Source organism: Variovorax sp. PAMC 28711, from assembly GCF_001577265.1.
Lineage (GTDB): Bacteria > Pseudomonadota > Gammaproteobacteria > Burkholderiales > Burkholderiaceae_C > Variovorax.
Genome location: NZ_CP014517.1, coordinates 489709 through 510752, shown reverse-complemented (window position 1 = coordinate 510752; position 21044 = coordinate 489709). Strand labels below are relative to the sequence as shown.

Sequence of the window (21044 nt, the reverse complement as noted above, 5' to 3'; positions counted from 1 at the left end):
GCACGATCCGCGCCATCAGGGGCGGTCGCGCGCATTCAGTTTCTGGAGTGTGTAGAGCGCATCGAGCGCCTCCCTGGGGCTCATCGCATCGGGGTCGAGCGCGGCCAGCGCCGATTCTACGGCGCTCACCTCGGGCGCCTCGGCCGCGGGCGGCGGCGCGAACAGGTCGACCTGTGCCCGCGCTTGCGTCTGCTGCGCCTCCAGCGCATCGAGCGCCTGCCGCGCATGGTTGACCACTGCGGCCGGCATGCCGGCGAGCCGCGCCACCTGGATGCCGTAGCTCTTGCTGGCCGGGCCGGGCTGCATTTCGTGCAGGAACACGATATCGCGACCTGATTCAGTGGCGCTCACATGCATGTTGACCGCACCGTGGTGGGTGGCCGGGAATTCGGTCAGCTCGAAGTAGTGCGTCGCGAACAACGTGAAAGCCTTCGTGCGATCGTGCAGCTGCGCGGCGATCCCTGCGGCCAGTGCGAGCCCGTCGAAGGTGCTGGTGCCGCGCCCGATCTCGTCCATCAGCACCAGCGATTGCGCGCTGGCGCTGTGCAAGATCTGCGCGGCTTCCGTCATCTCGAGCATGAAGGTCGATTGCGCGTTGGCCAGGTCGTCGGCCGCGCCGATGCGCGTGTGGATCGCATCGATCGGCCCGAGCCGGCAAGCTTGCGCGGGCACGTGCGACCCGATCGATGCGAGCAGCACGATCACCGCGATCTGCCGCATGTACGTCGACTTGCCGCCCATGTTCGGTCCGGTAATGACCTGCATGCGTTGTTGCGGGCCCAGCTGCGTGTCGTTGGCGATGAAGGCGCCCGACGACTTCTCGGCCAGCCGCGCTTCGACCACCGGGTGGCGACCCTGCTGGATGTCGATGCACGGGTGCGCGACGAAGGTCGGTGCGCGCCAGTGCAGCGCGTGCGAGCGTTCGGCCAGCGTGCAGAGCGCGTCGAGCGTGGCGATGCCCGTGGCCAGCCGCGTCAGCGCCGGCACCGATGCCTGCAGCGCGTCGAGCAGTTGTTCGTAGAGGAATTTTTCGCGCGCGAGCCCGCGGTCTTGCGCGCTCAATGCCTTGTCCTCGAAGGTCTTGAGCTCGGGCGTGGTGAAGCGCTCGGCGTTCTTCAGCGTCTGGCGCCGACGGTAGTTGTCGGGCACTTTGGCGAGCATGCTTTGCGTCACCTCGATGTAGAAGCCGTGCACGCGGTTGAACTGCACGCGCAAGTTCGAAATGCCGGTGCGCTCGCGCTCCTGCACTTCGAGCTGGAGCAGGAAGTCGTCGCAGTTCTCGCTGATGGCGCGCAGCTCGTCGAGCTCGGCGTCGTGGCCGGTCGCGATCACGTCGCCGTCGCGCACCAGCGCCGAGGGGTCGGGCTTGATCGCGCTCACCAGCAGTTCGGCGCAGCCCGGCGGCGCAGCGAGGGCATCGGCGATCTGAACGAGCAGCGCGGCCGAACCCGGCAGGGCAGGCGCGAGCTGCGCTGATTTGGAGAGCGCCAGGCACAGCGCGACGAGCTCGCGCGGGCGCACCTGGCGCAGCGCGATGCGGGCCGCGATGCGTTCCACGTCGCTGGTGTTCTTGAGCTGTTCGCGCAGCGTGCGCCACGGCGCGGCGGTGTGGCCGGGCGCCGCGGTTTGCAGTGCGGCAATGGCTTCGAGCCGCGACTGCGCTTCGATGCGATCGCGCCGCGGCGACAGCAGCCAGCGCTTGAGCAGGCGGCTGCCCATGCCGGTCATGCAGGTGTCGAGCAGCGAAAAGAGCGTGGGCGAATCCTCGCCGCGCAGCGTCTGCACGAGTTCGAGGTTGCGGCGCGTGGTCGGCGGCAGTTCGATGCCCTCTCCGTCGCGCTCCACGGTCAATTTCTGCACATGCGTGAGCGCGCGGCCCTGCGTGTGTTCGGCGTAGCCCAGCAACGCGGCCGCCGCGGCGTGCGCGTTGCCGAGGCCTTCGGCGTTCCAGGCGGCCAGGTTCTTGCTGCCCAACTGCTCGGCGAGCTTGCGCTCCCCGAGACCGCCATCGAACTGCCAGGCCGGCCGCAGCGAGAGCGTGAAAGGCGTCGCCGAGCGCGCGGCTTGGAGCCGGTGCTCGAAGGCCGGCGTGACTTCCGCGCTGTAGAGCAATTCGCTCGGCGCGACGCGTGCGATCCAGGAATCGAGCGCATCGGCCGGGCATTCGGCCAGGCGCAGTTCGGCGCCCGTCACGCTGAGCCACGCCAGCCCGACGACGTTGCGTGTGCCTGCGTGAACCGCGAGCAGCAGCGATTCGCTCCGATCGTTGAGCAGCTCGGCGTCGGTCAGCGTGCCGGGCGTGACCACGCGCATCACCTTGCGCTCCACCGGCCCCTTGCCGGCGCCGACTTCGCCGATCTGTTCGCAGATCGCCACCGACTCGCCCAGCTTGATGAGCCGCGCGAGGTAGGTGTCGAGCGAATGGAAGGGCACGCCGCACATCGCCACCGGTTGCCCTGCCGACTGGCCGCGCTGCGTGAGCGTGATGTCGAGCAGGCGCGCGGCTTTCTCGGCGTCGGCCCAGAAGAGCTCGTAGAAATCGCCCATCCGGTAGAACAGCAAGGTGTCGGGATGGTCGGCCTTGAGGCGCAGGTACTGCGCCATCATGGGCGTGTGGGGAGCGGTGTCGGCGGGCGCGGGCGGGGTCATCAGCATGTGGCGCTGATTTTCGCCCGGATCAGGCGGCGATCCGTTCGGCCTGCTGCGCGATGAACAAGGTCAGGCGCTGCGCCAGCGCCGCGGTACCGCCCAAGGCGCGCACTGCAGCGGCCGCCTGGCTCGCGACGGTGTCGGCAATGCGCCGGATCACCTCGTCTGCGCGTGCCGGCGCCAACCCGAAATGCGGTGCGGCTTCCCGGGCCGCCGACAGGCTCGACGCGTGCCGGCCCGGCAGGATCGCCAGGCCCTGGTAGCCGGCATGGCTGCCGAGCTGTGCCACCAGATCGAATGCAGGCGAGAGGCGCCAGAGGTCCTGCCCCTGATGCAGCACGCCATGGTTCTTGACGTGGTCGTCGCTGTTGCCAACGACCAGGTTGAACACCATGCGACGAAACAGCTCGGTCACGTCTTGCTCCGGCCGCGCGGAGAGGCGGCGCAGGGCCTGCGCAAGCGCCATATAGCTGCCATCGCTCGATTCGTAAGGTACGTTCAGCAGCGCCGACGCCGAGAGGTAATGAAACCGCCGCTCATCGGTCACGGGTCCGGTGCGGTCGAAGCGTTCGAGCAGCAGTGCATGGCCGGTGGTCAGCGGTGCCAGCAGCCGCGGCGGAACCGTGATGTCGCACGCCGCGGCCAGGCCCATCGTCGCGGCTTCGATGATTTCCATGTCGACCTCGTCGCCGCGCGAGGCGAACTTGGCGATATGGCGGCGGCCTTCGCGGATGAAAGTAGCCTTCGGTCGCGCGCCGCCCAGGCTGCCGCCGCGCAGCAACTGCTGCATGCGCGGCGTGACCTCCAGGCCGGCTTCGATGCGGCGCGACGCTTCCGCGAGGTCTTCGAGCGAGAGCAGGTCGGTTGCCGGCGTGTCGGCGGGCATCGGCAGCGTTTCGGAAAACACCATGGCGCCGACGCGGTCCTCGTTGGTCAGCAGCAGCGCATCGACATCGGACAGCGGCCCGCCGTGCTGAATCTCCAGCACCTTGCGACCCCAGCTGTCCGGCAGCGCATCGCGCAAGGTGAGCGGCAATGCGCCGCCATCGCGGACCCGGCGATCGGGCAAGGTGAAGGCTGCGGCCTGCAGCGGCAGGTGGTCGGGGTTGAGCGGCTCAGCGGTCGGCGTCTGGAGATAGCGCAGTCCATAGGCGAATTCGCCGGATTCCATCACGCCGCGTCGAGCCAGCTTCACCAGGCCCACCGGCTGCGCGCGGGTGGACGTGTGCCGGCTCAGCCCGACATACAGACTGCGCTCGTCATCTGCAGGGTCAGAAATCACGCTCGCCCTCCGCGATCACCCCGGCCGCGGTTTTGCCCGCGGCCCGGCGCACACGCCGATGCGCGGCCAGCGCCGCCGGGGTGGGCGCCACGGCGTCGAGCGATTCGGCCTCACCGAACAACCACAGCGCGTGGGCCAGCAGACCCATGCTCGTGCCTGGCTTGCCGCTTTCCAGTGCGCGCCAGGTGGTGGGAGAGCAGATCAGGCGCTCGGCGACTTCAGCGATCGTCCAGCCGCGCTGAACTCGGTGAGCGCGCAAGCGTTGTCCAAGGCGGACAAGCGCTGCGTTGCCGACGTCCGGGAGGGTCGAGAGATTGGGGTGAGGCTTCGACATCAATAAAACAACTATTAAGCGACTTAATAGGTATTTTATTGTTCAAAATTCCGCTCGGCAAGAGCGCTTCAAGCCATCATTCCGCGACGACGTCGCGCCACGCGCACCGCGTCGACCCAGGTGTCGACATTGAAACGCTGGCCCGAATCGGCGATACGCGCGGCCACGATGTTGCGCAACGGGATGCTGCGGACGTCGGCGGGCAAGTCGCAGTAGCCGACGACCACGCGCTTGTGCACGTCGAGGTGCTGCACCTGCAGCGTGGCCTCGATCTTCTTGTGTGTGGGGCCCAGGTAGCGGATACGGATGCGCGGCTGTTCGTCGATGACCGCGAACTCGCCGTCGTCGTTGGCTGCGAGCGCCTGCGGCGCGCTGTCCGGGCCGAGTTCACCGAAGCCGGTGAACCCGGCGCGAACGGTCGGCAGTTCGCCCGGGATGTGACCGGAGCGCACGCGGGCGGCGGCAATGAGGCGGGCCGAACGTCGGCGGTCGGCCGCGATGTGCCACACCGCGTAGACCAGGCCGGCGATCACCAACGCGACGGCGAAGAGCGAGGCCACGCCGTGCCATTTGTCGAGTTCGATGTTCATCACTTTTCCCTTGCCGCACCCGAGGCGCTGGTGGTCGGTTCGCTGCCATCTCCCTGAACGAGATATTAGTTCTTTGGTACTCAATTGCCAAACGGCAATTTGGCCTATGCCCCGGAGGCGCCGACGCCCGCCTTCAGTCCTCGTGCGTGTCGTGCGTGGCGGCATCGCCGCGGCGCCAGTAGCCTGCCGCCTTCGTCCATTTCGGGTTGGCGCCGCGTTCACTGACCAAGTGAACACGCAAGGCTTTGGCCGCGAGCGACTCGCACGCGACCCAGGCGTGGAAGTCGCCTGCGGGCAGGGTGAGCACGCGCAAGGCGTCCAGCAACACCGGTCGGGTGCCGGGTTCGGCGCCCTGGCGATGCGCCCAGTGCAATGTGAGGGATGCTTTCGTTTCGAACGCGAGCTGGTCGGCTGGTCCGTCGACCTCGGCCAGCACCACGGCGCGGGCGCCGGCCGGCAACTCGGCCAGCCGGCGCGCGATGGCCGGCAGCGCGGTGTCGTCGCCGATCAGCAAATGCCAGTCGAAGTCAGTCGGGATGAGGAACGAACCGCGCGGGCCGCCGATGCCCAGGCTGTCGCCGGGCTTGGCGCGCTCGGCCCATTGCGTCGCGGGGCCGGCATCGTGCAGCGCGAAGTCGAGTTCCAGCGTGCCGGCCGCGGCGTCGTGGCGACGCGGCGTGTAGTCGCGCATCGTCGGCTTGCGGCCTTCGGGCCAGACGGGGCCGTCCGGGCCGGCGGTCGGCAGGCTGAGCGCGCCGGTTGCAGCGTCGGGGAAAAAGATCTTCGCGTGGTCGTCGAAGCCGGGGCTGTGGAAGCCAGCGAGCTGTTCGCCGGCGAGCGTGACGCGCACCAGGTGCGGCGTGATCCGCGTCACGCTCTGCACCTCGAGCTGGCGGAAGCGCAGTTCATGGCGCACGCGGCGCGGCTGGCGGTCGGGGCTGGTAGCGGCGGCAGTGTTTGCGGTGTCGTTCATCAGAGCTGCTCCAGTTGCTGGGCGGCGCTGTCGAGCACGGCGGCGAAAGCATGAGCCTGCGCTTCGGTCAGCGGCTCGCGCGAGAGGCGCATGCGCATCGCGAGCTTGAGGTTTTCGATGGCGCGCGTGACCTGGGGCGGACGGCCGCCGCGCGGGCCTGCGCCGTCCACACCGCCGCTCATGCGAGCCATCATGGTGTCGGTCATCTGGCGGTTCGCGGCCTGGAAGTCCCGGCCGGCCGGCGTGATGCTGTAGCGCTTCCGCCCGCCTGCATCGGCCGCGTCGACGCTCACATAACCAAGTTCTTCGAGCAACGTCAGCGTGGGATACACGATGCCGGGGCTCGGGCTGTAGCTGCCGCCCAGGCGCTCTTCGATCTCCTTGATGAGTTCGTAGCCGTGGCTGGGTTTGTCGGCGATGAGCTGCAGCAGCACGAAGCGCAAGCCGCCGTGGCCGAACACTCTGCCCCCGCCGCCTCCGCCGCCCCGACCGCTGCGTCGGCTCTCGTGCGCGTCGCCGTGTTCGACACAGCGGATGCCGTGGTCGAAATGTCTGAAATGTCGCATGTCGATCTTTCGTGTTTGTATCTAAAATACAAAAGATATATCTAATTTAGATCGATGTCAAATGCGGAGTTCCGGCAATGTCCTGCATGCGCAGGAGCGGCAGCGCATTCGGATGCTCCCGTTGCATGTAATTGATGAGCCCTTCGCGGATCGAGCAGCGCAGGTCGAAAGCTTGCGGCCCGCTCGCCGCCGTCGCCAGCACGCGCAATTGCATCGAGCGCTCGGTGGTGTCGGTCACCTGCAGGTTGAAGAAGCGGCCGTCCCAATCGGGTGCGGCCTTGACCAGGCGCTCCACTTCGGCGCGCAATGGCGCGATCGGCATTGCGTAGTCGACGTAGAAAAACACCGAGCCCAGCAGTTGCGCGCTGTGGCGCGTCCAGTTCTGGAACGGCTTCTCGATGAAGTAGCTGAGCGGCAGGATGAGCCGCCGGTCGTCCCAGATCTTCAGCACCACGAAGGTGCCGGTGATCTCCTCGACGCGGCCCCATTCGCCTTCGACCACCAGCACATCGTCGATGCGGATGGGTTGTGCCAACGCGATTTGAAGCCCGGCGATCATGTTGCTGAACACCGGTTTGGCTGCGAGGCCGCCCACGATGCCAATCACCCCGGCCGACGCCAACAGGCTGGCACCGACTTGGCGCGCACCGGGGAAGGTCATGAGCACCATCGCCGCGCCCGCCACGATCACCATCGTGATGGCGGTGCGCGAGAGCACCCGTGTCTGCGTCAGGACGCTGCGCGCCCGAAGGTTGTCGGCAACGTCGTACGGGTACTTCGCCAGGAGACCTTCGGCAAAGCCGTTGATGGCGCGAACCGCCACCCAGGTGACGGCGGCGATGAGTGCCACACCGGTGATGTGGCGTACCCGGGCGATGGCTTGCAGGTCGTCCGGCGCGGCTTGCCACACGATCGAAAGCGCGATCAGCGGCAGCAGCCAGGCCGCGGCCGGGCGCACCTTGTCGACCATCGCGTGCAGCGTCGGCGCATTTCGGGTCAGGCGAAGCAACAACAGTCGACCGATGCGGTGAACCGCAATGGCGAGAGGGACGGCAATGAGCGCGGCCACGAAAGGACCGAACCATGGATGGGTGGTCAGGAGTGTCAGGGTCATGAGTGTGTGTAAGTCGCCGGTGAACCGCGGCAGCAGGATGCATGCCGCGCACACCGGTCTCGTGGGCCTCGGCGCCCGGGTCGATTTAGATTTCTTCGGCGCTCGCTGGCTGCAGGATGCGCGCGGCGTCGTCGCGCAACTGCGTCGCGATGCCCAACGCCAGGTCGAGCCGGCGCAGCAGCCAGGGGCTGATGTCGTTGTCGAACGGATCGGGCAGCGGAATCGCGCCGCCCAGCGCCGTGGCCGGCGCGTGGTCGATCGATGGCCCCGCGGCGATGGGCGGACTGCCGATGGCGGCTTCGATTCGCTCGGCCGCGCGCGCCAGAGGGCCTTCGATGTCGCCCGGCGTCAAGCGGTCGCGCCGCAACACCAGCATCGACTTGACCGCGCTGAGCTGCGCCAGCAACTGGTAGCTGTGCGCCTGCAAGTGCTCCAGCGGACCGATCGGCGGGCGCACGGCGCGCGGTTCGGAGAGCGATCGTTGCGTGGCTTGCACGAGCGCGGACAGGCTGTCGAACGCTTCGCGGCGGGCAAGGCGCCACTCGAGTTCGGGTGCGGTATCGATCGCGCGCAGCGGGTGCAGCCCGAGCGCCAGTTGCGCGTGCAGTGCCTGCGCCTTCAGCGTGCGCAGCACCAGGGCAGGGATCTGTCCGCGCTCCCAGGATGGCAGCACGTAGCAGAAGGCCCATGCGACGCCTGCGCCGATGAAGGTGTCGGCGATGCGCTCGACCAGCGCGAAGGTCGTGCTCACGCCGGTGTTCAACATGTGTGCCTGCACGAGGCCCAGCACCGTCGCCGCCACCGCCGTGATGAGGTATTTGCGCACCGCGAAACCGTGGGCCACGGCTTGCGCGAGCGTCATCGCCAGCAACAGCGTCAGCGCGCTGGGATGCGCCGACAGCAGGCCGACCGCGAAGACGCAGCCGAGCAGCGTGCCGGCCACGCGCGCGTTGCGCCGCTCCAGCGTCTGCGACAGACTGCCGCGCAGCACCACGACGATGGTCAGCAAGATCCAGTAGTCGTGCGAACCCCAGGGCATGAGCACCGAGATCGTGTAGCCGACCGCGATGGCAAGCGCGGCGCGGATCGCGTGACGCAGCGGCGGCGCGTCCCATTTCCACAGCGTGAGCAGCGGCCGCCACGACCACGCAGTGGCGCTCACGAACATCTGCCAGTTGGCGCGCACGACGGCGAGGTTGGGTTCGGCTTCGCCACGCGCGAGACGCGTCAGGTGCAGCACTTCGTCGTTGATGTGGCCGATGCGACTTGCGAGCCCGCGCGCCAGCATCGAGGCCGACGGGCCGCCCTGCGGCGTGCCGTGCGGGGCGTCACCGGCGATGTGGATGCCCGCGAGTTCCGGCCGCCGGTCGATCAGCCGCGCGGGCTTGCGGAACATCAGCATGCTGTCGGCGAGTGCGGTCAGCTCGTCGGCCAGTTCCTCCATGACGCGGCGCATGCTGGCGAGCGCCCCGGCGTGTTGCGGCTGCGAACGCAACGCATCGAGGTCGAGCTCGCTGGCGAGCAACTGGTCGCGCAGTTCGAGCACGATGACCAGCATGCCGGCGAGCCGCTGCCGGCGCGGCGTGCGCGGCGATTCGAGCACGATGTCGCGCGTGCCCTGAATTTGGTCGGCCAGCGCCGCGGTCTGGCGCAGCAGCTGGCCGAGCAATGGCGCCGGCGTGTCGCGCACGTCTCCGGTTTCATCGACGGCGGTGAACTGGCTGGCTTCGGTGCGCATCAGCGCGGCGACCGAATAGAGCACATCGGCGATCAGCAGCACCCGATAGCGCGCATTGAGCGCGAGATTGGCGAGCGTCGCGTAGAGCACATACAGGCCAGCGCCCAGGCCGAAGTGCCACGTGCGCTCCAGCACTTCGTGCAGGTCGACAGGTTTGGGTGTGGCGATGGAAAACACCATCGCGAGCATCACGGCGATCGCGATCGGAATGCCGCGCTTGCCCCAGGCCATGGCGAGGAACGCGAGAAAGGTGGCAGGGATCAGCACCATGCCCAGGCGTATCGGCATGGCGTGCAGCATTTGCACCGCGAAGAAGAGCGGCAGCGAGAGCAGCGGCGCCGGCAGCATTTGCCAGAACTTGCCGCGGCGCGGGCTCGGCTGGTCGGGCGGGGAGGCGACGATGACGCCGACCGCGGCCGAGGCACCGGCAACGGCGCCGAGCCACAGGTGCACGCCGCCCGAGATGAGGAACAGACCGACGGCGACCGACAGGCCGCACAGCACATAGTGGCTGAGCGCAATCCGGAGCGCGGCGCGCGTTCGGCGCGCCGCCGCGGTGGTGGCCGCGCTGGCCGCGTCCGCCGCGTCTCTGGCGTGCATCACTTGCCGGTGGTATCGCCGGCTGGCTCCGACGTGTCGCGGCGCACGCGCGTGAGCTTGCGGGGCGTGGCGGGGACTTCCACCGCGGGCGCGGCGTCGGCGCCTTCGGCGGTGAGGGTCGCATCGGACACCGTGCTGCGAGCGTAGAGATCGCCCGAGGTGTCGGCCTCCGGATGGGCGGTGGCGTCCGCCGATGCAGCCACCGCACGCACGCGGTCGCTGGCGCGCATCTTGTCGTCGACGCCGGCGAACTTGGAGTACTTGGCCAGCAGCGGCACCAGCTGGCCATAGATGCGCGGCGCGCCGGCCAGGCATTCGCGCTGGTCGAGGAATTCGGGCTCGCCGGTGAAATTGCCGACCAGGCCACCGGCCTCGGTCACCAGCAGCGAACCGGCGGCGACGTCCCACGGGTTCAGGCCGGTTTCGAAAAACGCTTCGGTGAAGCCGGCCGCGACGTAGGCAAGGTCGAGCGCCGCGGCGCCCGGGCGGCGCAAGCCGGCCGCACGCGGCATCAGGTCGGCCATGATGGCCAGGTATTGCTTGAAGTTGTCACCGGTGCGAAACGGGAAGCCGGTCGAGATCAGGCACTCCGACAGGCGCGTGCGCTTGGACACGCGCAGGCGGCGGTCGTTCATGTACGCGCCGCGGCCCTTGGTGGCCGTGAACAGATCGTTGCGGCTCGGGTCGTAGATGCAGGCCTGCTCGACCTTGCCGCGCACCGCGAGCGCGATCGACACGCAGTACACCGGAAAGCCGTGGATGAAGTTGGTGGTGCCGTCCAGCGGATCGATGATCCAGACGAATTCGGAGTCTTTGGCGCCGTGTTCGGTGCCCGATTCTTCGGCCAGGATGCCGTGCCCCGGGTACGCGGTCAGAAGGGTCTCGATGATGACCTTCTCGGACGCGTGATCGACTTCGGTGACGAAGTCGTTGACCTGCTTCTGCGAAATCCGCACGGCCTCGACGTCGAGCGCAGCGCGGTTGATGATCGCGCCGGCGGCGCGTGCGGCCTTGACGGCCACGTTGAGCATGGGATGCAGGTTGGGGGACGACATTGGATTGTGAGAAGAACCGTTGATGCCGACCGGCGATGCGGACAGCGAGAATCGAAGGATTTTAGCCGCCCGACATTTTCCAGCCCATGCGCACCCGTTTCATCCTCATCCAGACCAGCCACGCCGGCAATGTGGGCGCCGCGGCCCGCGCCATGAAGACGATGGGCTTCACTGATCTGGTGCTGGTCGCACCACGATGGGCCAACGTGCTGCGTCGCGAAGAGACGATCCAGCGCGCGAGCGGCGCGCTCGACGTGCTCGACAACGCCCGCATCGTCGATACGCTCGACGAGGCGCTCGACGGCGTCACCCACCTCTGCGCCACGGCGATGATTTCGCGCGACTTCGGCCCGCCGACGCGAACGCCGCGCGAGCACCTGGCGCCGTTGGGCGCCGACGCGGGCGATGGGTGCGTGGCTTTTTTGTTCGGCTCCGAGCGCTTCGGTATGCGCAACGAAGACGTCTACCGCTGCAACGTCGCGCTCAGCATTCCCACCGACCCGACATTCGGCTCGCTCAATCTGGGTGCGGCGATCCAGGTGGTGGCCTACGAATGGCGGCTCGCGCTGGGCGGCTACGCCGTGCGGGAGGCCCTCGTGCCGTCGCCGGCTGCCGACGCGCAGGCCGTGGCGGGCATGCTCGCGCACTGGGAGCGCTCGCTCGTGCAGATCGGCTTCCTGGACCCGGACGCGCCGAAGAAGCTGATGCCCCGTTTGCAGCAGCTCTTCAACCGCGCGCAGCCCACGCCCGAAGAGATCCACATCCTGCGTGGCATCGCCAAGGCGATGGTCGACGGGCCCCATCCGGGCAAGCCCGCCGCTTAGACTGCGTGCCCGCTGTCCCACCAACCTGAAGATCCGAAGCGATGTTTGCCCGACTGCGTTCCGATATCCGCTGCATCCTCGAGCGCGACCCCGCGGCCCGCTCGGCGTGGGAAGTACTCACGCTGTATCCCGGCCTGCACGCGGTGGTGCTGCATCGCCCGGCGCACTGGTGCTGGACCCACGGACTGCACTGGCTCGGCGGCTTCATCGCGCATTTTTCGCGCTGGGTCACGGGCATCGAAATCCATCCTGGCGCGAAGATCGGGCACAGGGTGTTTTTCGATCACGCCATGGGCGTCGTGGTCGGCGAAACCGCCGAAATCGGCGACGGCTGCACCATTTATCAAGGCGTCACGCTGGGCGGGACCTCGCTCTACAAGGGCACGAAGCGGCACCCGACCCTCGGGCGCGATGTGGTGGTGAGCGCGGGCGCCAAGGTGCTCGGCGGCTTCACGATCGGCGACGGGGCCCGGATCGGCGCGAACGCGGTGGTCATCAAACCGGTGCCAGCGGGAGCGACCGCCGTCGGCATTCCGGCCCGGATCATTCCGGCTGGCGAGGCACCACGCGAAAAAGGCGACGAACGGGAAAAGTTTGCCGCGTACGGCATCACGCAAGCCGACGATCCGTTGTCATTGGCGATGCGGGGGCTGATCGACAACGCGTCGTCGCAGGAACACCAGATCGCGCTGCTGTGGCAGGCGATCGAGACGCTGTCTGCGGAGCGCGGCCAACACGCGAAATGCGTGCCGTCGGACGCGGCGCGCGACGAATGTTTCGAAGCCGAGAAACTGACTCAGCTGGTCGGGAAGTAGCGCGGACGCTGCCTCAGAAGGCGCCGCACAGTGCGAAGGCGTAAGTGCCGTCCTGCGTCGATGCGAAGCCGCTGCGCGCGGGCAGGCTCAAATCGGCGGGCGAGGTATCGACCGGCGACCGCGACGGCTCGTTCGAGAAGCGACGGAAAACACCGGCCCGCTTGGCAGGTGCGTTGAGCGATTGCCCAAAAGGCCGGATGACGATGTCTTCGATGCGCTTGCGGTCGTGCCGAACGATGGCCTGACGGTCACCGTCGACGATGCAGAGGGTACCGGCTTCGGTTTCCAGCACATCGCGAAAGCGTTCCCAGACCGTCGCGATGGCGGGCTTGATGCCGGCGAGTTCGCACCCGGATTGTTTGGCGTGAGCGGCCAGCTCCACTGGGAGTCGGGCGGAAACCCATGAAACCAGTTGGCTGCTGCCATGCGACGCAGCGCCGAAACCGAATGCAGCACTGCTCGCATCGCGTTCGTAAAGCTGCTCGAAGTGTGCGCGGGCATAGGCATCGCGCATGCCTTGATCAATCAGGGCCGGGGACCAAGGAAGCACAAAATACTCCGCTTCGGCCGGGCCGATGATCCAGACGATGGTCCTGCGTGCGGAGCCCTTGCCGATCCAGTCTGCCAGCTTGTCCATGGCAACGGCCCGTTCGCCGGCTTCGAAATCGAAGCTTTGCTTCCGCGTGACTTTGGTCCCGCGCCAGTTGCGCCGCAATTCGCAGGCGATGAGGGTATCGGCCGCAAGGTGAACACGGATTTGGGTACTGCCAAGTAGAGCTTCCATGGCCCCCATTGGAGCGCTGGATGCTTCAAAAAGTAACTACCAAAAATGGTAGGTTGTTTGTACTACCTCAGTTCAGCAACCCGGACATCAACGCGCGGACCACGGCGGCCGTCTTGTTGGCCGCCTTCATTTTGAGCACGACGTTCTTGATATGAAAATTCACGGTCGGCACGGCAATCGAGAGGATGTCACCGATTTCGCCCGCCGTCTTGCCGTCCGCGCTCCACTTCAACACTTCGATTTCCCGAGGCGTGAGCGGCGTGTCGGGCTGCACCGTGAACTTGGGCTGCATGACCCGGGAGAGCGCGAGGTGCGCCGCCTGGACCAGCCATCGCATCTCCATTTCCTTGCCCTGGAGCTCGGTGGCGGTCAGAGCGTCGCTCGAGCGGGACAAGGTCAGCATGCCGCCGACGCCCGATCCGTCCAGGCTCGATTGGGCCCATCCCACGCAGAGCCCGGAGTGGCGGGCTTCCTCCCACATGTCGTGGGCAGAGGAAAAGACGTCGTCGGTCCAGACCAGGGGCGAACGGCTCAGCACACCGTGCCGGACGCTCGGGTCCACAGCCATGTAACCCGCCTCCTGATAGCGCTGCTGCCAGATCGTCGGGTAATTGTTGAGCGTGATGACCTTGGGATTTGACACTGGCACAGCGAGTCGCAGTCCGTACGCCAGGTGTTCGAATCCGAGCATCTGCGAGGCCGATAGCAGCGCACTGAACACATCTTCTTCGCTGGTCGCGCCGTCCAGTGCGATCAGAAGGCTCTCATTGAACTGTTGCATGGGCATTCTCCTCAGCGGCGGGTTCGGAGGCGGCGTGCACAGGGTGTCGAGTAGGTAGGGGAAGCGGAATCGGGCAGCTGTCGCAAATGTAATTCGATTGTTAAAGCTCCGGCGGGCAGAAGAGCCGAACCGGCGCAGCGAATTTGCTGCAAAGCGTGTGATCCGCCGCACGCGAGCCCTCGACCTCCTATTTATGGCGGTTGTCCAAAAGCCCGGACGCACGCAAGCTTTCGTATGACGCCGCGATCGTCAAGGCGTCACAAGCCCGCTGGGCAGGAACTGAACATGAACACACCTCTGAACGACGGGCTGTTGCGCCTTCGCCGGCACGACCTGAACCAAATGCAACTGACGCACCTGATGTCGGGGCTCGACGACGACGCCAGCCCCTCCGATGCCAACCCGCTGTGCGGCAGCAGCGCATCCTTCTGCGGCTACACCGAATGGATCAGCGAAAAGGACCCCCGGCTCACCATCGGATGGGACTGGCAGCTGGACGACGGCGCTCCGATGCAACGCGTCGTTCGGCTGGGCTTGCCGCGCACCAACGTCCTGGTGCTCGACGGTGAACAGGAGCCATTGCCCTGGAACGAAAGTCTCCACGTTCTGGCGACCTTCATCGATACCTTTGACTGGAATACGCCTGCTTTTCAAGCCGTTTGCCAGCGCTATGCGTGATCACTCGTTAAAAAACACACACCTAGCAGAAATAATAGTTTCGCCGAAGGACGCCGGGCGCTGAAATCTTCCCAACTCATAACTGGGAATAAGCAAAATGGAAATTCTGGCAGGCCGACCCGGTCAACTCGCACCCCGCGTCCTCGAATCTGTCGAACGCTACCGCCACAAGGTCTTCGTGGAGACCCTGGGTTGGGACCTCATGACAGAAGAGGGTCGTGAACGCGACCAGTTCGACGGCGATGAAACCGTCTACCTGGCGGCACGCGATGAGGCGGAGAACATCGTCGGCACCGGGCGCTTGCTCCCGACCACGGGCCCGTATTTGCTGGGCGATGTGTTTCCGCAGCTGATGGGCGGCGTCGAAGTGCCCCGCGATGCGCGGGTCTGGGAGCTTTCCCGCTTCGCAGCGGTTGATTTCACGAATCCACTCGCCGGCGCACTGGGTCAGTTTTCGTCGGAAGTCACCATCGCGCTTTTCCACAGCGCGCTCGACGTGGCCGAAGCGCATGGTGCCGAACGGATCATCACCGTGTCGCCGCTGGGCGTGGAGCGCTTGCTGCGCCGCAAGGGCATTCGCGCACACCGTGCGGCGCCGCCGATGGTGGTTGACGGTCATCCGATTTTCGCGTGCTGGATCGATATCGCAGGGTCCGCGCGCTCCTGATCTGTCAGGGGCGGCTTCTCACCGCCGCCTTCGGCCTGAAGGCCTTGCACACGGGCTCGTCGGTTTCGAGGTAAGGGCCGCCGATCAAGTCGACGCAATAGGGCACGGCTGCAAAAATGCCGGGCACTTGCTGTGTGCCGTCGGCGTCTTTCAGGCCTTCCAGCGTTTCCGCGATCGCCTTGGGTTGGCCCGGCAGATTGAGGATCAGGGCGCGGTCGCGGATCACCGCGACCTGGCGAGACAGGATCGCCGTCGGCACGAAGTGCAGGCTGATCTGGCGCATCTGCTCTCCGAATCCCGGCATCTCCTTGTGCCCCACGGCCAGCGTGGCCTCGGGCGTGACGTCGCGCAGCGCAGGACCGGTGCCCCCGGTGGTCAACACCAGCGAACACCCGGCGTCGACCAGTTCGATGAGCGTGGCGCTGATGCGCGCGCTGTCGTCAGGAATCAGGCGGGGTTCGAAAACGATCGGGTTCTTCAATGCCCGCAGGAGCCATTCCTGCAAGGCGGGCAAGCCCTTGTCTTCGTACACCCCGGTCGATGCGCGATCACTGACCGAAACGATGCCGATGCGGACAGCCTCTGGCGCTGCCGGCAGTGGCGCCAGGTCGCTCATGCATCTTCCTCACGGTCCTGCGCCGCCGCGGCTTCGGCGTGGTCACTGCCGCCATGGACAGCGAGCTGCGCCCGCACCAGCTGGAACACTTCGCGGTATGCCTTGTTTTGGCGCGGCGCTTCGCCGGGCAGGCCGGTCTTCATGTCCTTGCGCGCCTGTCGCACCAGCGCGCGGAGCTGCTGGGAGTCGGTGGCCGGATGCGTTTCGATCCAGCCGCCGAGCGCGTCGTCGTCGGCGATCAGGCGGTCACGCCAGCGCTCGGCTTCGTGCAGCGCCGCAGTTTCGGCTGCGGGCACGCGGTCCTGCTCGGCGATCACGGCCCGCACTGTTTCGAGTGTCTCGGCGTCGAGCTTGCGCATCAGCTTGCCGATGAACTGCATCTGGCGACGCTTGCCTTCGAAGTTGGTGATGCGCTTGGCTTCTTCGACCGCGTCGCTCAGCTTTTCGCCGAGCGGCAGCTTCTCGAACAGGCTGGCGCGCACGCCAAGCAGCGCTTCGCCGAGCTTTTGCAGTTCGTCGCTCTCGCGTTTGAGGTCGGTTCGGCTGGCTTCGTCGGTGCCTTTGAGCTCGCGCTTGAGCTCGAGATCGAGCTCGCTGCCTTCATGAACGAACTCGCCACGGACGAAGTAGCCTTTTTTGGGTTTGCGGGACATGGGTGAAATCCTTGGCCGCACCATCGGAAACAGGGGGCGCCGGTATCATAGCCAACACATGAAGACATCTCCCTCGAAACCGGCTTCGCGTGCCGACTCCGGCTTTGCCTACAGTCGCCCCTTCTTTGAAAACCTGGTCGACACCGCTCTGGCGCATGCCAAAAAGCTGGGCGCGACCGATGCCGGCGCCGAGGCCTCCGAGGGCTGTGGCCTGAGCGTGTCGGTTCGCAAGGGCGAACTCGAAAACGTCGAACGCAACCGCGACAAGTCGCTTGGCATCACCGTGTACGTCGGCCATCGGCGCGGCAACGCGAGCACCTCCGATTTTTCGGACGCGGCCATTGCCCAGACCGTGCAAGCCGCCTATGACATTGCCCGTTTCACCGCCGAAGATCCGGTCAGCGGCCTGCCGGACGAAGACGACATCGTGAAGGTACAGCCCGACCTCGACCTGTTCTTTCCATGGGACGTCACGAGCGAGAAAGCCGCCGAGCTGGCGCTCGAATGCGAGGCGGCCGCACTGTCGACCGACAAGCGCATCACCAACAGCGAAGGCGCCGGCGTCTCCGCGCAGCAGAGCCACTTCTTCAGCGCGCACACGCACGGATTCCGGGGCGGCTACGCCAGCTCGCGGCACTCGATTTCGGTCGCACCGATCGCCGGCAGGGGCGACGACATGCAACGCGACGCGTGGTACAGCTCGATGCGTTCGGCCGACGAGCTTGCGAGCCCGCAGTCGGTGGGCCGCTATGCCGCGGAGCGCGCGCTGAGCCGCCTCAAGTCGCGCAAGATCAAAACGACGCAATGCCCCGTGCTGTTCGAGTCGCCGCTGGCTGCAGGCCTGCTGGGCGGGCTGGTGCAGGCGGTGAGCGGCGGGGCGCTGTACCGCAAGAGCACGTTTTTGCTCGATTCGCTCGGCAAGCCGGTACTGCCCAAGCACATCAGCGTCGACGAAGACCCCTTCCTGAAGCGCGGCAAGGGCAGTTCGCCATTCGACGACGAAGGCGTTGTCACGCGGGCCCGCAAGGTGGTCGACGCGGGCCGGCTCGAGGGCTATTTCCTCAGCACCTATTCGGCGCGCAAGCTGGGCATGAAGACAACTGGCAACGCGGGAGGCTCACACAACCTCACGCTGACGTCGCGGCTCACAAAACCCGGTGACGATCTCGACGAGATGCTCCGCAAGCTCGGCACCGGATTGTTCGTGATCGAGCTCATGGGGCAGGGCGTGAACTACGTGACGGGCGATTACTCGCGCGGCGCCAGCGGGTTCTGGGTCGAGAAGGGCCGCATCGCGTTTCCTGTTCAGGAGATCACGATTGCCGGCAACCTCAAGGACATGCTGATGGGCATCGAAGCGGTGGGCTCGGACGCCTACAACTACGGCGCCAAGACGACGGGTTCGCTGCTCGTCAATCGCATGAAGGTGGCCGGTGCCTGATCTCCCCCTGATCAGGCACCCGAGAGCGCGGCCTTCACTGCAGCGCTGACCTGGCCCATGTCGGCCTTGCCGGCCAGTTGGGCTTTCACGGTGCCCATGACCTTGCCCATGTCGCCCGGGCCTTTGGCGCCCAGCTCGGCAACGATGGCCTTCACCGCTGTGGTCACTTCTTCGCCGCTCATGCGCTGCGGCAAGTAGACCTCGAGCACCTTGATTTCGGTGGCTTCCTTGTCGGCGAGGTCGATTCGGCCACCTTGCGTGAAGGCGGTGACCGAGTCCTTGCGCTGCTTGACCAGCTTGTCGACGATCGCGACGACCATCGTGTCGTCGAGGTCGATGCGCTCGTCGACTTCCTTTTGCTTCAGGGCGGCGAGCAGCAAGCGAATGGTGCCGAGGCGCTCCGAATCCTTGGCGCGCATGGCGGTCTTCATGTCTTCGGTGATCTGTTCTTTGAGTGTCATGGCATTTCCTGAAGAAGAGGGCATTTGAAAAAACAAAAGCCGCGGCAGGTTTCCCCGGCGCGGCTCGGATTTGCCGGCGGCTGCCGGCAAACGGTGCTTTAGAACAGCTTCTTGGGAAGCTGCATGCTGCGCACGCGCTTGTAGTGGCGCTTGACGGCCGCGGCCTTCTTGCGCTTGCGCTCGGCGGTCGGCTTTTCGTAGAACTCGCGGGCACGCAGGTCGGTCAGCAGGCCGAGCTTTTCGATGGTGCGCTTGAAGCGGCGAAGGGCGACGTCGAACGGCTCGTTTTCTTTAACGCGGATGGTGGTCATGTAAATCGTTGAATTGAATTTGGCCGGGGAGATCGAGGCCCCAGGCCGGGGTTCCTCAACTGACAATCTTTTGCGGCCGTTGAGGGAAGGCCAGAGTTAGCCAAATATTATAGCGCGCTCGCGCAGGCATGCGCGCTGGCCCAGGCCCACTGGAAGTTGTAGCCACCGAGCCAACCCGTCACGTCGACCACTTCACCGATGAAATAAAGGCCAGGTTGCTTGGATTCCAGGGTCTGCGACGAGAGATCGCGCGTGTCGACGCCGCCGGCGGTCACCTCGGCCTTCTTGTAGCCTTCGGTGCCGCTCGGCGTGATCTGCCAGCGCGCAATGCGCTCCGACAACGCTGTCAGCGCCTTGTCGGGTGCTTCGTTGACCGGGCGCTGCAGCGCGGCATCCTGGCCGGTCCAGGCGTCCGCCAGCCGCGACGGCACAAGGGCCGCCAGTTCGTTGGCGACCCGCTTTTTCGAGCGCAGCTTGGCGTCGCCCAAGGCGTCGGCGATGTCGACACCCGGCGCGAAATCGAGTGTGAGCGGTGTGCCGGGTCTCCAGTAGCTGGAGATCTGCAGCACGGCCGGGCCGGACAGGCCACGGTGGGTGAAGAGCAGGTCTTCGAGAAACGCCATCCTGTCCTTTTTCGCACCGGTCTCGATGCGCACCGGCAGCGCGAGACCGGCCAGCGCCGCGTACGGTGCCCAGGCGTCGCCGCCGAAGGTCAGCGGCACCAGCGCGGGCCGCGGCGCGACCATCCGGATGCCGAACTGCTCGGCGATGCGGTAACCGAAATCGGTCGCGCCGATCTGCGGGATCGAAAGACCGCCCGTGGCAATCACCAGCTTCGCTGTTTCGATCGGACCCCGGGTGCTGTCGATCCGGTAGATGCCTGCGGTCGAAAACGCGATGCCCTGGATGCTGCACGGCTGCCAGTGGGTCACGTGGCCCTCTGCGCATTCGGCCAGCAGCATGTCGATGATCTGCTGCGAGGGCCCGTCGCAAAAGAGCTGGCCCTTGTGCTTCTCATGAAAGGCGATGCCGTGCTTTTGCACCAGCGTGACGAATTGCTGCGGCGTGTAACGCGACAGCGCCGAGCGGCAGAAGTTCGGGTTGTCGCCGATGAAATGACGTTGTGGCGCGCGCACGTCGAGATCGCGATTGGTGAAGTTGGCCCGCCCGCCACCCGAGATGCGGATCTTCTCGGCGATGCGCTCGCCGTGGTCCAGCAGCAGCACCCTCTTGCCGCGCTGCCCGGCCACGCCGGCGCAGAACAGGCCGGCAGCGCCCGCGCCGATGATGACGACGTCGAAGGTATTCAACGCGGTCAGCGGGTGCTGTTCCCGTCCACCACGATGACGGGCGGCGGGTTGTATTTGAGGTGACCCACGTAGCGCAGCGGTTGCGTGGCGGCGATCGTCGGCACGTCGCCTTCGCGCATGTGCAGCAGGTCGGCAGGGCTGACCCAGCGCGGATCGGCCGTGGTGATCGGCAGGCCGGCCTGGTTGTAGGCCTCCAGCACGAACTGCGAGCAAAAGAAGCGATCGTCGTGGCTGCCGCCGAGCTGCACCATCGCCATGCCGGTCACGCAGAAGCGGCTCACGGCCGATGGAATCAGCGGCAACTCGCACACGCGCCGGTTCAGCACGAAAGGCGCGTTCAGCACCACGCCGACCGTGTTGTAGCGAACCCCGACCTGCGAGATTGCCCAGGCACGAAGACGCTCGACATGCGCGGCGTCGATGCCCGGCACGCGGAACGCCACCACCATCTGCTCTTCGGCGATGACCGCGTCGAGGCTGCGCGCGCGCACCCCGCTTCCGACGGCTTCGGCGATCTGGCCGTCGCCCAGGTACAGCAGCGCGTGGCTCACCGGCGAGAAGGTGCCCAGGCGGATGCCGAAGGAGTTGAGCGTCGCGACCGAGGTCAGCAGGATGTCGCCCGGCAGCAGCGCGGCGCCGTTGATCAACTCACCGCCGTTGCCCGGCGCGATGGCCGAGTTCTGTATGCGCAGGCCGACGCGCAGGTTGTCGCTGGAAGGCAGGTCGACGCGCGATGCGCAAGCCGAGACGAGGAGCGCCGCGCAGATCGCAGCGAGCAGGGTGATGCGTTTCATTGGCTGTA

The 21044-nt window shown here is 66.4% G+C and carries 22 protein-coding genes; 5 read left to right on the top strand and 17 right to left on the bottom strand.

The genetic code is table 11. From position 1 onward, the window contains the following. Positions 1–15 precede the first annotated feature (15 nt). The 9 genes from mutS to AX767_RS02595 form a co-directional block, all read right to left on the bottom strand. Positions 16–2649 (bottom strand): DNA mismatch repair protein MutS, encoded by a 2634-nt coding sequence (gene mutS, locus AX767_RS02635; protein WP_068633268.1) that lies wholly within the window; start codon positions 2647–2649, stop codon positions 16–18. Between the two features lie 28 nt (positions 2650–2677). Continuing rightward, complete coding sequence (locus AX767_RS02630) at positions 2678–3931, bottom strand: type II toxin-antitoxin system HipA family toxin (RefSeq protein WP_068628394.1); 1254 nt, start codon at positions 3929–3931, stop codon at positions 2678–2680. Continuing rightward, positions 3921–4190: a helix-turn-helix domain-containing protein gene (locus AX767_RS02625; protein WP_237288528.1), complete on the bottom strand. Its 270-nt coding sequence runs from the start codon at positions 4188–4190 to the stop codon at positions 3921–3923. Before AX767_RS02625 ends, AX767_RS02630 begins: the two co-directional genes overlap by 11 nt. 143 nt (positions 4191–4333) lie before the next feature. Then, positions 4334–4855, bottom strand: a complete 522-nt coding sequence (locus AX767_RS02620; RefSeq protein ID WP_068628391.1) for a hypothetical protein — start codon at positions 4853–4855, stop codon at positions 4334–4336. Between the two features lie 133 nt (positions 4856–4988). Continuing rightward, the gene (locus AX767_RS02615) at positions 4989–5828 is read right to left on the bottom strand and encodes a siderophore-interacting protein (protein WP_068628389.1); all 840 of its coding nucleotides are present in this window, start codon (positions 5826–5828) and stop codon (positions 4989–4991) included. Then, entirely contained in the window at positions 5828–6394 is a 567-nt protein-coding gene (locus AX767_RS02610; protein WP_068628387.1) for a PadR family transcriptional regulator, read from the bottom strand. The genes AX767_RS02615 and AX767_RS02610 overlap by 1 nt, the downstream gene beginning before the upstream one ends. A 46-nt stretch (positions 6395–6440) precedes the next feature. Further along, the gene (locus AX767_RS02605) at positions 6441–7508 is read right to left on the bottom strand and encodes a mechanosensitive ion channel family protein (RefSeq protein ID WP_068633266.1); all 1068 of its coding nucleotides are present in this window, start codon (positions 7506–7508) and stop codon (positions 6441–6443) included. A gap of 85 nt (positions 7509–7593) precedes the next feature. After that, a complete protein-coding gene (locus AX767_RS02600) occupies positions 7594–9846 on the bottom strand; it encodes an FUSC family protein (protein WP_068628385.1) in 2253 nt (750 codons plus the stop codon). Continuing rightward, positions 9846–10901 carry an inositol monophosphatase family protein gene (locus AX767_RS02595; protein ID WP_068628383.1) on the bottom strand — a complete coding sequence of 352 codons (1056 nt, stop codon included), beginning with the start codon at positions 10899–10901 and terminating at the stop codon, positions 9846–9848. The genes AX767_RS02600 and AX767_RS02595 overlap by 1 nt, the downstream gene beginning before the upstream one ends. 86 nt (positions 10902–10987) lie before the next feature. On the opposite strand from AX767_RS02595, the gene AX767_RS02590 reads away from it, so the two are divergent. Next, positions 10988–11725 carry an RNA methyltransferase gene (locus tag AX767_RS02590; RefSeq protein ID WP_068628381.1) on the top strand — a complete coding sequence of 246 codons (738 nt, stop codon included), beginning with the start codon at positions 10988–10990 and terminating at the stop codon, positions 11723–11725. Positions 11726–11766: 41 nt separating this feature from the next. Then, on the top strand, positions 11767–12540 hold the full coding sequence (gene cysE / locus AX767_RS02585) for a serine O-acetyltransferase (RefSeq protein ID WP_068628379.1): 774 nt from the start codon (positions 11767–11769) through the stop codon (positions 12538–12540). Positions 12541–12553: 13 nt separating this feature from the next. On the opposite strand, the gene AX767_RS02580 is transcribed toward cysE, so the two are convergent. Beyond that, a complete protein-coding gene (locus tag AX767_RS02580) occupies positions 12554–13333 on the bottom strand; it encodes a hypothetical protein (protein ID WP_156480939.1) in 780 nt (259 codons plus the stop codon). A 58-nt stretch (positions 13334–13391) separates the two neighbouring features. Next, positions 13392–14105 (bottom strand): autoinducer binding domain-containing protein, encoded by a 714-nt coding sequence (locus AX767_RS02575; RefSeq protein ID WP_068633264.1) that lies wholly within the window; start codon positions 14103–14105, stop codon positions 13392–13394. A gap of 285 nt (positions 14106–14390) precedes the next feature. Here AX767_RS02575 and AX767_RS02570 point away from each other — a divergent pair, with 285 nt between their 5' ends. Together AX767_RS02570 and AX767_RS02565 are read left to right on the top strand one after the other, a co-directional pair. Beyond that, positions 14391–14783 (top strand): DUF4902 domain-containing protein, encoded by a 393-nt coding sequence (locus tag AX767_RS02570; RefSeq protein WP_068628376.1) that lies wholly within the window; start codon positions 14391–14393, stop codon positions 14781–14783. A 97-nt stretch (positions 14784–14880) separates the two neighbouring features. Beyond that, positions 14881–15450, top strand: a complete 570-nt coding sequence (locus tag AX767_RS02565; RefSeq protein ID WP_068628373.1) for an acyl-homoserine-lactone synthase — start codon at positions 14881–14883, stop codon at positions 15448–15450. Between the two features lie 4 nt (positions 15451–15454). Here the strand turns inward: AX767_RS02565 and mog are convergent, their stop codons facing one another. Continuing rightward, on the bottom strand, positions 15455–16066 hold the full coding sequence (mog, locus tag AX767_RS02560; protein WP_068628371.1) for a molybdopterin adenylyltransferase: 612 nt from the start codon (positions 16064–16066) through the stop codon (positions 15455–15457). Continuing rightward, positions 16063–16719 (bottom strand): ribosome biogenesis factor YjgA, encoded by a 657-nt coding sequence (gene yjgA, locus AX767_RS02555; RefSeq protein WP_068628369.1) that lies wholly within the window; start codon positions 16717–16719, stop codon positions 16063–16065. Before yjgA ends, mog begins: the two co-directional genes overlap by 4 nt. A 58-nt stretch (positions 16720–16777) precedes the next feature. Between yjgA and pmbA the strand changes: the two genes are divergently transcribed. Next, entirely contained in the window at positions 16778–18160 is a 1383-nt protein-coding gene (gene pmbA, locus AX767_RS02550) for a metalloprotease PmbA (protein ID WP_068628368.1), read from the top strand. Positions 18161–18171: 11 nt separating this feature from the next. Here pmbA and AX767_RS02545 read toward each other — a convergent pair whose 3' ends face one another. The 4 genes from AX767_RS02545 to AX767_RS02530 all read right to left on the bottom strand — a co-directional run bounded on the left by AX767_RS02545 (position 18172) and on the right by AX767_RS02530 (position 21036). Further along, on the bottom strand, positions 18172–18621 hold the full coding sequence (locus AX767_RS02545) for a GatB/YqeY domain-containing protein (protein WP_068628366.1): 450 nt from the start codon (positions 18619–18621) through the stop codon (positions 18172–18174). 98 nt (positions 18622–18719) lie between these two features. Then, a complete protein-coding gene (gene rpsU / locus AX767_RS02540; protein WP_068628364.1) occupies positions 18720–18932 on the bottom strand; it encodes a 30S ribosomal protein S21 in 213 nt (70 codons plus the stop codon). A gap of 107 nt (positions 18933–19039) precedes the next feature. Then, positions 19040–20251: an NAD(P)/FAD-dependent oxidoreductase gene (locus tag AX767_RS02535; protein ID WP_443082774.1), complete on the bottom strand. Its 1212-nt coding sequence runs from the start codon at positions 20249–20251 to the stop codon at positions 19040–19042. After that, complete coding sequence (locus AX767_RS02530) at positions 20248–21036, bottom strand: YaeF family permuted papain-like enzyme (RefSeq protein WP_068628360.1); 789 nt, start codon at positions 21034–21036, stop codon at positions 20248–20250. Before AX767_RS02530 ends, AX767_RS02535 begins: the two co-directional genes overlap by 4 nt. Positions 21037–21044 lie beyond the last annotated feature (8 nt).

Bases quoted from the DNA above. Each gene is read 5' to 3' on its own strand.
- AX767_RS02530 (WP_068628360.1), bottom strand. From the start codon at position 21,036: ATGAAACGCATCACCCTGCTCGCTGCGATCTGCGCGGCGCTCCTCGTC.
- AX767_RS02545 (WP_068628366.1), bottom strand. From the start codon at position 18,621: ATGACACTCAAAGAACAGATCACCGAAGACATGAAGACCGCCATGCGC.
- mog (WP_068628371.1), bottom strand. From the start codon at position 16,066: ATGAGCGACCTGGCGCCACTGCCGGCAGCGCCAGAGGCTGTCCGCATC.
- yjgA (WP_068628369.1), bottom strand. From the start codon at position 16,719: ATGTCCCGCAAACCCAAAAAAGGCTACTTCGTCCGTGGCGAGTTCGTT.
- AX767_RS02600 (WP_068628385.1), bottom strand. From the start codon at position 9,846: ATGCACGCCAGAGACGCGGCGGACGCGGCCAGCGCGGCCACCACCGCG.
- mutS (WP_068633268.1), bottom strand. From the start codon at position 2,649: ATGACCCCGCCCGCGCCCGCCGACACCGCTCCCCACACGCCCATGATG.
- pmbA (WP_068628368.1), top strand. From the start codon at position 16,778: ATGAAGACATCTCCCTCGAAACCGGCTTCGCGTGCCGACTCCGGCTTT.
- AX767_RS02570 (WP_068628376.1), top strand. From the start codon at position 14,391: ATGAACACACCTCTGAACGACGGGCTGTTGCGCCTTCGCCGGCACGAC.
- AX767_RS02590 (WP_068628381.1), top strand. From the start codon at position 10,988: ATGCGCACCCGTTTCATCCTCATCCAGACCAGCCACGCCGGCAATGTG.
- AX767_RS02580 (WP_156480939.1), bottom strand. From the start codon at position 13,333: ATGGGGGCCATGGAAGCTCTACTTGGCAGTACCCAAATCCGTGTTCAC.
- cysE (WP_068628379.1), top strand. From the start codon at position 11,767: ATGTTTGCCCGACTGCGTTCCGATATCCGCTGCATCCTCGAGCGCGAC.
- AX767_RS02575 (WP_068633264.1), bottom strand. From the start codon at position 14,105: ATGCAACAGTTCAATGAGAGCCTTCTGATCGCACTGGACGGCGCGACC.
- AX767_RS02605 (WP_068633266.1), bottom strand. From the start codon at position 7,508: ATGACCCTGACACTCCTGACCACCCATCCATGGTTCGGTCCTTTCGTG.
- AX767_RS02620 (WP_068628391.1), bottom strand. From the start codon at position 4,855: ATGAACATCGAACTCGACAAATGGCACGGCGTGGCCTCGCTCTTCGCC.
- rpsU (WP_068628364.1), bottom strand. From the start codon at position 18,932: ATGACCACCATCCGCGTTAAAGAAAACGAGCCGTTCGACGTCGCCCTT.
- AX767_RS02595 (WP_068628383.1), bottom strand. From the start codon at position 10,901: ATGTCGTCCCCCAACCTGCATCCCATGCTCAACGTGGCCGTCAAGGCC.
- AX767_RS02610 (WP_068628387.1), bottom strand. From the start codon at position 6,394: ATGCGACATTTCAGACATTTCGACCACGGCATCCGCTGTGTCGAACAC.
- AX767_RS02615 (WP_068628389.1), bottom strand. From the start codon at position 5,828: ATGAACGACACCGCAAACACTGCCGCCGCTACCAGCCCCGACCGCCAG.
- AX767_RS02565 (WP_068628373.1), top strand. From the start codon at position 14,881: ATGGAAATTCTGGCAGGCCGACCCGGTCAACTCGCACCCCGCGTCCTC.